This is a genomic window from Melaminivora alkalimesophila (assembly GCF_000282995.1).
Taxonomy (GTDB): domain Bacteria; phylum Pseudomonadota; class Gammaproteobacteria; order Burkholderiales; family Burkholderiaceae_C; genus Melaminivora; species Melaminivora alkalimesophila.
Window position 1 is genome coordinate 1 of sequence record NZ_ALEE01000617.1, and the last position, 10324, is coordinate 10324.

A 10324-nucleotide genomic window follows, 5' to 3' on the forward strand; every position below is an offset into this window, starting at 1 on the left:
CCCCCGGCCAGTCGGCCGGGTCGGCGCTGCGCAGCTGCGTGCCAGGAGTATCGGATGGGGCGTCAGGCATGGGCTTGCTCTCGTGCCCCGGCAGCGGCGCAGGCGGGCGCGCTCAGGCCGGGGGCTCGCTCCCATTGTGCACGCCGTTGCGCCCCTGCGCCTTGGCGCGGTACAGGCGCGCATCCGCCAGGGCCACCAGGTCCTCGGGCTGGTGATCAGCGTCCGGCACCAGGCAGGCCACGCCGGCGCTCAGGGTGACGATGCCGGCCGGCGAGCCGCGGTGGGCGATGTCCAGCGCCTGCACCGCGGCCGCCAGCGCGCGCGCCTTGGCGGTGGCCCCCTCCAGGCCGCACTCCGGCAGCAGGCAGACGAATTCCTCGCCCCCGTAGCGCGCCACCAGATCGTGCGGACGCGCCAGGCCGGAGCGCAGCGCACCGGCCACGGCGCGCAGGCACTCGTCGCCCGCCTGGTGCCCGTAGAGGTCGTTGAACTGCTTGAAGTGGTCGATGTCGAACAGGATCAACGCCAGGGGCCTGCCGCTGCGCCGGCAGCGGCGCCATTCGGCATCCAGCGCCTGGTCGAAGTGGCGCCGGTTGGCAACGCCCGTCAGGCTGTCCATGTACGCCAGCCGGCGCAGCAGCTCGCTTTGCTCCTGCTGCTCGGTGCGATCGAAGAAGGTCGCAAGAAAATGCCCGCCGAAAACCAGCCCGCCGATGGCCATGGTGCGCTCGCTGCCATCGCGCGAAGTGGTGCGGTATTCCTGGGGCGCGATGTCGCCTCCGCGCTGCGCCGCCTGGGCGAGCGCCTCGTCCCAGGCAGCAACCACCCTGGCCCGGTATTCCGGGTCCGGGTAGATGAGGCGCCACCATTGCTCCAGTGTGGAGAGTTCCTCATCCCCATAGCCGAAGTATTCGACGAAGCGCCGATTGCGGAAATACATGCGGCCCGCGTCGTCCACCAGCGCCAGCCCGATGGGCATCTCCTGCATCAGGTGCTGCAGCAGGCGTTCGGTCTCCTGCAGTTGCAGCGCCTGCTGCTTGGCGACAGTCACGTCGTGCAGGTAGCCATACCAGAGCACCGCGCCATCGCCCAGGCGCTGCGGTCTTGCCAGCCCGTTGAGCCAGCGCTCGCCGCGTCCTGGCAACAGCACGCGGTACTCATCGCACCACAGCTCGAGCGTCTCTGCCGAGCGCCGCACGTTGACGGTCACCCTTGCGACATCGTCCGGGTGGATGCGCCCGAACGCCTGCAGGGCGTCCTCGCGCAACGCCTGGGGCGCAAAGCCGTAGATCTCCTGGGCGCCGGCGCTGGCGTAGGGGAAGTGCATGCGCCCGTCGGCGTCGCGCTGGAACTGGTAGAGCATGCCCGGCACGTGCTCCGCGAGCCTGTCGAGCTGGATCTGGCGCTGGCCCTGCTCGGCGGCATCGCCATAGGCCCCCACGAAGTGCAGCACCCGCCCGCGGGCATCGCGTTGCAGCACCCGCCCGCGCGCATGCACCCAGCGGTAGCTGCCATCCTTGCGCCGGATGCGGTGGGTCAGTTCGTAGAGCTGGGTGCGCCCGGCGAGGTGGTCTTCCAGCTGCGCCAGCACGTGCTCGCGCTCGTCCGGGTGCAGGCGGCTGTGCCAATCGTGGTCGCCATCGGCGATCTCGGCGTCGCCGTAGCCGAGCATCTGCTTCCATTCGGGCGAGAACAGGGTGGGCGTTCCGGGGCCGTGCCACTCCCAGATCCCCAGGCTGGTGGCGCCGAGCACCGCACGCCAGCGCGCCTCGACGGCCGCCTCCCGCTCGGCCATGGCGCGCGCCTGGGCGTGCAGTTCGCGCCGGCGCCGCTGCACCAGCGACAGCGCGCCGCCGGCCAGCAGACCCAGGAGCACATACCCCCCGCCGACCAGCAAGGCGGCGGTGCGCCAGGGCTCCAACAGCGCCTCCCACTCGCGCGCCACGCCGGCCACCAGCGGCTTATCCATGTGCAGCGCCGGCGGCGAGACGGTGCGCACTGCCGCCTGCAGCAGCGGCCCGTCGGGCTTGAGCCGGCCCTGCACGACGCTGGTCTGCGCCCCGCTTTGCAGGTGAAGCGTGAAGGGCGTGCCCGCCCGCGCCACGTCGGCCTGTTCGGGAGGCTGCGGAAACTCCTCCACCATCACGAAACGCAGCCCATCGCCATGCACCAGGCCGGTGATCATGTCGGGCGCGTAGCGCACGGACTGCAGCAGGGTGAGGAACTGCTCCGGATCCAGCGTGGCCATGACCGCCCCGCCGAAGGCGCCGTCCTCCAGTGTCACGCGGCGCATCAGGGTGATGTACCAGCCCCCCGAGACGGCGCGAAAGGGGGCGCTGACCAGCAGCGTGTCCGGCGCGGCAGCGCGCACATCTTGGAAGTAGCTGCGGTAGGCGAAGTTGCCGCCGACCAGTTCCTCGCGGTTGGAGGCCACTACGCTCCCGAAGGCATCGAACACGCTCAGGGTGCGCACGCCCCCCATGGCCTGCGCGAAGAAGCGCAGGCGCTCGTCCAGGCGGCGGCGCTCCCTGGCCTGCCCCGGCTCCGGCACGGGCTCCTGCACCAGGCTCCCGAGCACCGAGGCCGTCGCCGTGAGCTGGCGCGCCACGTTGTCGTGGACGATGTCCACGCTCTGGCGCAGCCGCTCGCGCTCGCGCGACACCAGTTGCTTGCGCTCGGTCCACAGACCGGCCGCGAGCGCGCCGCCCAGAACCAGCCAGAGCAGCACGAGCGCGGCCCAGGGCCTGCGTGCCTGGATGGTGAAGGGAGGCTTCGGATCGGACAAGGCGCGGATGCCAGCGGGAAAGCAGCAAGGATAAGGGGCGCGGGCCGGCTCGTCCCGCGCTGCGTCACCCGCCGAACAGCTGCGCCAGCGCCTGCCCTGGTTCCTCGGCCCGCATGAAGGCCTCGCCCACCAGGAAGGCATGGACGCCCGCCTCGCGCAGGCGCTGCACATCGCCGTGCGTGGCGATGCCCGACTCGGCCACCAGCAGGCGATCGGCCGGCACCTCGCGGCGCAGTTCCAACGTGGTCTCCAGGCGGACCTCGAAGCTGCGCAGGTCGCGGTTGTTGATGCCCACCAGCGGTGTCTTCAGGCGCAGTGCGCGCTCCAGCTCCGGCCCGTCATGCACCTCGACCAGCACCGCCATGTCCAGCCCGAGCGCGATCGCCTCCATCTCGGCCATCAGGCCATCGTCGAGGCAGGCGGCGATCAGCAGGATGCAGTCCGCCCCCAGGGCCCGCGACTCGTAGATCTGGTAGGGATCGACCATGAAGTCCTTGCGCAGCACCGGCAGTGCACAGCTGGCGCGCGCCTGCTTGAGGTAGTCGCCCTGGCCCTGGAAGTACTGGCGGTCGGTCAGCACCGACAGGCAGGCAGCGCTCGTGCGGCCGTCTCCCTCGGCGTAGCTCTGGGCGATGTCGGCGGGGACGAAGTCCTCTCGGATGACGCCCTTGCTGGGGCTGGCGCGCTTGATCTCGGCGATCACCGCGGCCTGCCCAGCGGCGATCTTCGCGCGCAGGGCCCCCTCGAAGTCGCGCGTGAGCACGCGGCTCTCGGCATCGCGGCGTATGTCGGCGAAGGAGACGCGCTTTTTCGCGGCGGCCACTTCCTCGCGCTTGGTTTCGCAGATGCGTTGCAGGATGTCGGACACGGGCAGCTTCCTGTGGATGTTCAATCGTTCTTCGGGGCCGGTGTCTCCGGCGGCGGGGGCGCGCGCAGCACGCGGCGGATGACCTGGTACATCACCAGCGCGACCACCAGCGACAGCAGCGACACCCCCAGCACGATCCACGTGCCCGGGTCGTGCCAGATGGGGGCGTCGAGCAGGCTCATGGGCGCGATCCCTCGTCAGGCAGCGACGGGCGGCTGCGCCAGCGCCTGCGTGTAAGCCACCAGCTCGCGCAGCTTGGCCAGCGCCGCGCCGCTGTCGATCGCGGCCTGGGCGCGCACCAGGCCCGCGCCGATGTCGGCGGCCACGCCCGCTGCATACAGCGCCGCACCGGCGTTCAGGCAGACGATGTCGCGCGCCGGGCCGGACTCCCCCTGCAGGACCTGCATCAGCATGGCGCGGGACTGCTCCGGGTCGTCCACCCGCAGCGCGCGCGTGCCGGCCATGCGCAGGCCGAAGTCTTCCGGATGGATCTCGTACTCGCGCACCACGCCGTCCTTGAGCTCGCCCACCAGCGTGCCGGCGCCCAGACTGATCTCGTCGAGCCCATCGCGGCCATAGACCACCAGCGCGTGCTCGGCGCCCAGGCGCTGCAGCGCGCGCACCTGGATGCCGACCAGGTCCTCGTGGAACACGCCCATCAGCACGTTGGGCGCGCCGGCCGGGTTGGTGAGCGGCCCCAGGATGTTGAACAGCGTGCGCACGCCCAGCTCGCGGCGCAGCGGCGCGACGTTCTTCATGGCCGGATGGTGGTTGGGCGCGAACATGAAGCCGATGCCGACCTCGCGGATGCACGCCGCCACCTGCTCGGGCGCCAGCAGGATGTTCACGCCCAGCGCCTCCATGGCGTCGGCGCTGCCCGACTTGGACGAGACGCTGCGCCCGCCGTGCTTGGCGCAGCGCGCGCCGGCGGCGGCGATCACGAAGGTCGCGCAGGTGGAGATGTTGAAGGTATTGGCGCCGTCGCCGCCGGTGCCGACGATGTCCACCAGGTGCGTGGTGTCGGCCACCTGCACCTTGCGCGCGAACTCGCGCATCACCTCGGCGGCGGCCGTGATCTCGCCGATGGTCTCCTTCTTGACGCGCAGGCCGGTGAGGATCGCCGCCGCCATCACGGGCGAGATCTCGCCGCCCATGATCAGGCGCATCAGGTGCAGCATCTCGTCGTGGAAGATCTCGCGGTGCTCGATGGTGCGCTGCAGGGCTTCCTGGGGAGTGATGGGGGTCATGCGTTCGCTCCGTCAGGGCTGCGGCTGCAGGAAGTTCCTCAGCATGGCGTGGCCGTGCTCGGTGAGGATGCTCTCGGGGTGGAACTGCACGCCCTCGATGGGCAGCTCGCGGTGGCGCACGCCCATGATCTCGCCATCCTCGGTCCAGGCCGTCACCTCCAGCACCTCGGGGCAGCTGGCGCGCTCGATGGCCAGCGAGTGGTAGCGGTTCACGGTGAACTCGCGCGGCAGGCCGGCGAACACGCCCTGCTGGGTGGTGGTGATGGTGCTGGTCTTGCCGTGCATCAGTTCCTGGGCGCGCACGATGGTACCGCCGAAGGCCACGCCGATCGCCTGGTGCCCCAGGCACACGCCCAGGATCGGCAGGCGCCCGGCGAAGTGCCGGATGGCCGCCACCGAGATGCCGGCCTCGGCCGGCGAGCAGGGCCCGGGCGAAATGACCAGGCGCTCGGGGCGCTGCGCCTCGATGCCGGCAAGGTCGATCTCGTCGTTGCGAAACACCTGCACCTCGGCGCCCAGCTCGGCCAGGTACTGCACGATGTTCCAGGTGAAGCTGTCGTAGTTGTCCACCATCAGCACGCGGGTCATGGTGCGCTCTCCTCTTGCGGCTGCTTGTGGCCCTCGGCGACCAGCCGCGCGAACTCGCGGTGCTCGAAGGCGATGTAGGCCTCCATCATGGCGCGGTAGATCGCCTCGATCACCTGCGGCTCGCCCCCTTCGGCCGCGGCGCGGGCGCGCACGCGCTGCACGATCTGCTCGATGCGCGCCTCGTCGCGCACCTGGGCGGCCTCGGTCTTGATGCGCGCCGCCTGGGTCATGTAGCCGCCGCGCTCCACCAGCAGCGGCACCAGCACGTCGTCCAGCGCGTCGATGTGCTGGCGCACCTGCGCCATGCTGCTGCAGTGGCGGGTTCGGTCGATCGCGCGCGTGCTCATCCTTCCAGTCCTTCCTCGACGAGCTCGGCCGCGCGCAGCAACGCCCGGGCCTTGTGCTCGGTTTCCTTCCATTCCAGTTCCGGCACCGAATCGGCCACCACGCCGGCCGCGGCCTGCACGTGCAGCTCGCCGTCCTTGACGATGGCGGTGCGGATGGCGATCGCCATGTCCATGTCGCCGGCGAAGCTGAGGTACCCGCAGGCGCCGCCGTAGATGCCGCGCTTGACCGGCTCCAGGCGGTCGATCAGCTCCATGGCGTGCACCTTCGGCGCGCCGCTCAAAGTGCCGGCCGGGAAGGTGGCCTTGAGCACGTCCATGCTGCTCAGCCCGTCCTGCAGGATGCCCTCCACGTTGCTGACGATGTGCATGACGTGGCTGTAGCGCTCCACGGCGAAGGCCTCCGTCACCTTCACGGTGCCGGTCCTGGCGATGCGGCCGATGTCGTTCCTCGCCAGGTCGATCAGCATCACGTGCTCGGCGCGCTCCTTCGGGTCGGCCACCAGCTCCTGCTCGATGGCCCGGTCGGCCTCGGGCGTGGCGCCGCGCGCGCGCGTGCCGGCCAGCGGGCGGATGGTCACTTTCTGCCCCTCGGGCGTGGCCTCCTGGCGCACCAGGATCTCCGGGCTCGCCCCGACCACGTGGAAGTCGCCGAAGTGGTAGTAGTACATGTAGGGCGAGGGGTTGAGCGAGCGCAGCGCGCGGTACAGCGACAGCGGGCTTTCCGTATAGCGCTTGTGCATGCGCTGGCCGACCTGCACCTGCATGAAGTCGCCGGCGGCGATCAGCTCCTTGGCGCGGCCCACCGCCGCCAGGTAGTCGGCCTTGGCGAAGCTGCGCTGCACCGGGTGCGGCTCGCTGGCGCGCACCACCGGGGCGCTGACCGAGTAGCGCAGCTGGTCCTTGAGTTCACGCAGCCGCTTCTTCGCCCGGGCGAAGGCCTCCGGCTCGGCCGGGTCGGCATAGACGATCAGGTAGAGCTTGCCCGAGAGGTTGTCGATGACCGCCACTTCCTCGCACTGCAGCAGCAGGATGTCCGGGCAGCCGAGCGTGTCGGGTGGGCAGCTGGCTTCGAGCTTCCTTTCGATGTAGCGCACCGCGTCGTAGCCGAAGTAGCCGGCCAGCCCGCCGCAAAAACGCGGCAGGCCCGGGCGCAGCGCCACCTTGAAGCGCTTCTGGTACTCGGCGATGAAGTCCAGCGGGTTGCCGGCGTGCGTCTCGACCACCTGGCCGTCGGTCACGACCTGCGTGGCGGCTTCGGCGCCGAAGCCGCTGGCGCGCAGCAGGGTGCGGGCCGGCAGGCCGATGAAGCTGTAGCGGCCGAAGCGCTCGCCGCCGACGACGGACTCCAGCAGGAAGCTGTGCGCGCCATCGCCGCGCGCATGCGCCAGCTTCAGGTACAGCGACAGCGGCGTTTCCAGGTCGGCGAAGGCTTCCGCGATCAGTGGGATGCGGTTGTAGCCCTCCAGCGCCAGGCTCTTGAATTCCAGTTCAGTGATCACGGGAGAGGTTCCCCAGCGGGGCGGCGGGCCGCTCGAGGCCCAGGCCGCAGGTTCATTCGGGTCGACAGCCGCGCGGTGCGCGCCGACGAGGGGCGCGGGGCCGGTGCCAAGGGCGCACGCTGGGATGCGGCCCAGGTGCCATCGTTCAGGGGTTCAGGAAAGCAGGCTTGCGCCAGGGCCAGGCTCCCCGGTCGCTGCGACCCGCAATGAACATGCGATGGATGAACATGGCGGCAAAGTGTAGCAAAGCCCGAGGGGCTGCGCCGCCGGGGCAGCCACCCGCGCGTAAACCCTATTGCCCGGGCGCCGCGCGAAGGTAACAATCCGAAAAAAAGCACGATCGTTCTTTTTTCACTTACAGGAGTTGGTGCATGTCCATGAACCGCCGCCGTTACCTGCGCTGGTGCGCCCTGGCGCTTGCCGCGCCCCTGTCCCTGTCGCTCGGCGCGGCCGAGCCGGTGGTGGTCGGGGACGTGGCCTTCGACCCTTCCCTGCAGCTGCAGGGACGCTCGCTGCTGCTCAATGGCGCAGGGACGCGCTACAAGGCGGTCTTCAAGGTCTACGCCGCCGGGCTGTACCTGGAGAAGAAGGCTGCGACGCCCGCCGAGGTGTTCGGCCAGAAAGGGCCGAAGCGGCTGCAGGTGGTGATGCTGCGCGACATCGACTCGGGCGAGCTCGGCCGGCTGTTCTCGCGCGGCATGGAGGACAACATGGACCGCAGCGCCTTCTCGCGGTTGGTGCCGGGCGTGCTGCGCATGAGCGAGATCTTCTCGGAACACAAGATGCTCAAGGCCGGCGACACCTTCAGCATCGACTGGCTGCCCGGCACCGGCACGCTGGTCACCGTCAAGGGCCAACCCCAGGGCGAGCCCTTCAAGGAGCCGGAATTCTTCGACGCGCTGCTGGGCATCTGGCTCGGGCCCCGGCCGGCCGACTGGAAGCTCAAGGAGGCGCTGCTGGGCAAGGAATGAGCGCCGAGGTGGAGCAGGCGCCCCGCCCTCTCAGCGGGGCGCTGGTCGCAGCTCCGCCAGCGTATCCACATAGGCATCGGCGTCGACCTCGCGCACCGGGCGGCCGTGGTTGTAGCCGTAGCTGACCAGCACCACCGGGCAGCCCGCGGCGCGGGCGGCGCGGGCGTCGTTGCTCGAATCGCCCAGCATCAGCGTGCGGGCCGGCGCGGTGCCGAGCGCCTCGCAGGCGCGCAGCAGCGGCAGGGGGTCGGGCTTCTTGCGCTCGAAGGCGTCGCCGCCGAAGACCCGCTCGAAGAAACCCTCCAGACCCTTGGCGCGCAGCAGCGCTTCGGCAAAAGCCTGCGGCTTGTTGGTCAGGCAGACCAGGCGCAGCCCGGCGCCCCGCAGCGCGCGCAGGCCTTCCAGCGCCCCCGGATAGACCGTGGCGAACTGCCCGTTCAGTGTCCGGTAGTGGTGCTGGTAGCGCTCCCAGGCCGGGGCAAAGCGCGCCTCGACCGCTGCCTCGCGCGCCTGCGGGTCCGCGCCGCCGGGCTGCGCCAGCACGTGCCCCAGCACGGCGCGCAGCAGGTGCTCCGAACCCTTGCCCACCATGCGCTCGATCTCGCCCGCTCCGATCCCCGGCAAATGCAAGTCGGCCAGCATCCGGTTGAGCGCCTGCTCGAAGTCGCCCAGCGTATCGACCAGGGTGCCATCCAGATCTACCATCGCGCCGTCCACGCGCCTCAGCAGCGCGTCCAGGGCCTGTCGTGCGTCCATGTTTCCTTCCTTTGCGGCCCGCAGGCCCAATATGCGCCGCGTCCGACACAGGCCATCGCCGACTGCGGACACGCGGGTCCGGGGCGGGGCGATTAGGCTTGTCGTGACACATTCGTTTCCAACCATTTCACCCGAGGAGATCCACACCATGGCCCTGTCCCGCTTCACCACGCTCGTCTGCTCCGCCACATTGCTGCTGGCTGGCACCGCCGTCCAGGCGGCCGGCAATGCGCAGGAGGTCCGCAGCCAGTACCAGCAGGACCGCGCCGCCTGCGCGCAGGTGCCCGAGGCCAGTCGCGCGGCATGCATCCGCGAAGCTGGCGCGGCGGCCCAGGCGGCCCGTACCGGCCAGCTGACCAGCCCGGGCGAGAACACCTACCAGCGCAACGCCACGGCGCGCTGCGAGGTGTTCAAGACCGACGAGGACCGCAGGCTGTGCGAGGAGCGCGTGCGCAACCAGCCGGTCTCTGGCTCGGTGAGCGGCGGCGGCGTGTTGCGCGAGGCCACCACCACCATCACCCTGCCGGCCCAGCGCTGAGCCAAGCCGCAGGGCCTCAGGCCAGGGCGGCGCGCATCGCGCCTATGACCGCCCGGTAGTCCCCCTGCCCGAAGATCGCGCTGCCGGCGACGAAAGTGTCGGCCCCCGCATCCGCCACCCGGCGGATGTTCTCCGTCTTGATGCCGCCGTCGACCTCCAGCCGGATGTCCTTGCCGCTCGCTTCGATGCGCCGGCGCGCGGCCTCGATCTTGCGCAGCGTGCTGTCGATGAAGCCCTGCCCACCAAAGCCGGGGTTGACGCTCATGAGCAGGATCAGGTCGATGTCCTCGATCACCCAGTCCAGCACGTCCAGCGGCATGGCCGGGTTGAAGGTGAGGCCGGCGCGCGCGCCGTGCGCCTTGATGTTCTGGATGCTGCGGTGCACGTGGGTGCTCGCGTCCGGGTGGAAGCTGATGTAGTCGGCGCCGGCCTTGGCGAAGGCCGTCGCCAGCTCGTCCACCGGCTGCACCATCAGGTGCACGTCCATGGGCACCGGCACGCCGTCGGGCGTCACCGCATGGGGCTTGAGCGCTTGGCAGACCATGGGGCCGAGCGTGAGATTGGGTACGTAATGGTTGTCCATCACGTCGAAGTGGATCCAGTCGGCGCCGGCGGCGATGACCTCGCGCACCTCCTCGCCCAGGCGGGCGAAGTCGGCCGAGAGGATGGACGGGGCAATGCGGTAGGTGCGGCTCATGGCGCGCCATTGTCGCAGCAGCCCCGGG

At 70.4% G+C, this 10324-nt stretch carries 11 protein-coding genes; 2 read left to right on the forward strand and 9 right to left on the reverse strand.

What is annotated here, in order from left to right; translation table 11 throughout:
• Nucleotides 1–112 precede the first annotated feature (112 nt).
• From A612_RS12080 to trpE, 7 genes are all read right to left on the reverse strand, one after another.
• Nucleotides 113–2785 carry a diguanylate cyclase gene (locus A612_RS12080; RefSeq protein WP_019374729.1) on the reverse strand — a complete coding sequence of 891 codons (2673 nt, stop codon included), beginning with the start codon at nucleotides 2783–2785 and terminating at the stop codon, nucleotides 113–115.
• A 64-nt stretch (nucleotides 2786–2849) separates the two neighbouring features.
• Nucleotides 2850–3653, reverse strand: a complete 804-nt coding sequence (trpC, locus tag A612_RS12085; RefSeq protein WP_040436778.1) for an indole-3-glycerol phosphate synthase TrpC — start codon at nucleotides 3651–3653, stop codon at nucleotides 2850–2852.
• 20 nt (nucleotides 3654–3673) lie between these two features.
• Nucleotides 3674–3835: a hypothetical protein gene (locus tag A612_RS17565; RefSeq protein WP_019374731.1), complete on the reverse strand. Its 162-nt coding sequence runs from the start codon at nucleotides 3833–3835 to the stop codon at nucleotides 3674–3676.
• Between the two features lie 15 nt (nucleotides 3836–3850).
• Entirely contained in the window at nucleotides 3851–4900 is a 1050-nt protein-coding gene (gene trpD, locus A612_RS12090; protein WP_019374732.1) for an anthranilate phosphoribosyltransferase, read from the reverse strand.
• Nucleotides 4901–4912: 12 nt separating this feature from the next.
• The gene (locus A612_RS12095; protein ID WP_019374733.1) at nucleotides 4913–5488 is read right to left on the reverse strand and encodes an anthranilate synthase component II; all 576 of its coding nucleotides are present in this window, start codon (nucleotides 5486–5488) and stop codon (nucleotides 4913–4915) included.
• Nucleotides 5485–5835, reverse strand: coding sequence for a chorismate mutase (locus A612_RS12100; protein ID WP_019374734.1), 351 nt, complete (start codon nucleotides 5833–5835; stop codon nucleotides 5485–5487). The genes A612_RS12095 and A612_RS12100 overlap by 4 nt, the downstream gene beginning before the upstream one ends.
• The gene (trpE, locus tag A612_RS12105; protein ID WP_019374735.1) at nucleotides 5832–7334 is read right to left on the reverse strand and encodes an anthranilate synthase component I; all 1503 of its coding nucleotides are present in this window, start codon (nucleotides 7332–7334) and stop codon (nucleotides 5832–5834) included. Before trpE ends, A612_RS12100 begins: the two co-directional genes overlap by 4 nt.
• A 371-nt stretch (nucleotides 7335–7705) precedes the next feature.
• On the opposite strand from trpE, the gene A612_RS12110 reads away from it, so the two are divergent.
• Nucleotides 7706–8305: a chalcone isomerase family protein gene (locus tag A612_RS12110; RefSeq protein WP_019374736.1), complete on the forward strand. Its 600-nt coding sequence runs from the start codon at nucleotides 7706–7708 to the stop codon at nucleotides 8303–8305.
• Between the two features lie 30 nt (nucleotides 8306–8335).
• Here the strand turns inward: A612_RS12110 and gph are convergent, their stop codons facing one another.
• Entirely contained in the window at nucleotides 8336–9061 is a 726-nt protein-coding gene (gph, locus tag A612_RS12115) for a phosphoglycolate phosphatase (RefSeq protein ID WP_019374737.1), read from the reverse strand.
• 148 nt (nucleotides 9062–9209) lie between these two features.
• Here gph and A612_RS12120 point away from each other — a divergent pair, with 148 nt between their 5' ends.
• On the forward strand, nucleotides 9210–9599 hold the full coding sequence (locus tag A612_RS12120; protein ID WP_019374738.1) for a hypothetical protein: 390 nt from the start codon (nucleotides 9210–9212) through the stop codon (nucleotides 9597–9599).
• A 16-nt stretch (nucleotides 9600–9615) separates the two neighbouring features.
• Here the strand turns inward: A612_RS12120 and rpe are convergent, their stop codons facing one another.
• On the reverse strand, nucleotides 9616–10296 hold the full coding sequence (gene rpe, locus A612_RS12125) for a ribulose-phosphate 3-epimerase (protein ID WP_019374739.1): 681 nt from the start codon (nucleotides 10294–10296) through the stop codon (nucleotides 9616–9618).
• Nucleotides 10297–10324: the final 28 nt, after the last annotated feature.

Excerpts from the sequence above, each read along its gene's own strand:
- A612_RS17565 (WP_019374731.1), bottom strand. The coding sequence starts at position 3,835 with ATGAGCCTGCTCGACGCCCCCATCTGGCACGACCCGGGCACGTGGATC.
- gph (WP_019374737.1), bottom strand. The coding sequence starts at position 9,061 with ATGGACGCACGACAGGCCCTGGACGCGCTGCTGAGGCGCGTGGACGGC.
- A612_RS12110 (WP_019374736.1), top strand. The coding sequence starts at position 7,706 with ATGTCCATGAACCGCCGCCGTTACCTGCGCTGGTGCGCCCTGGCGCTT.
- trpD (WP_019374732.1), bottom strand. The coding sequence starts at position 4,900 with ATGACCCCCATCACTCCCCAGGAAGCCCTGCAGCGCACCATCGAGCAC.
- A612_RS12100 (WP_019374734.1), bottom strand. The coding sequence starts at position 5,835 with ATGAGCACGCGCGCGATCGACCGAACCCGCCACTGCAGCAGCATGGCG.
- rpe (WP_019374739.1), bottom strand. The coding sequence starts at position 10,296 with ATGAGCCGCACCTACCGCATTGCCCCGTCCATCCTCTCGGCCGACTTC.
- A612_RS12120 (WP_019374738.1), top strand. The coding sequence starts at position 9,210 with ATGGCCCTGTCCCGCTTCACCACGCTCGTCTGCTCCGCCACATTGCTG.
- A612_RS12095 (WP_019374733.1), bottom strand. The coding sequence starts at position 5,488 with ATGACCCGCGTGCTGATGGTGGACAACTACGACAGCTTCACCTGGAAC.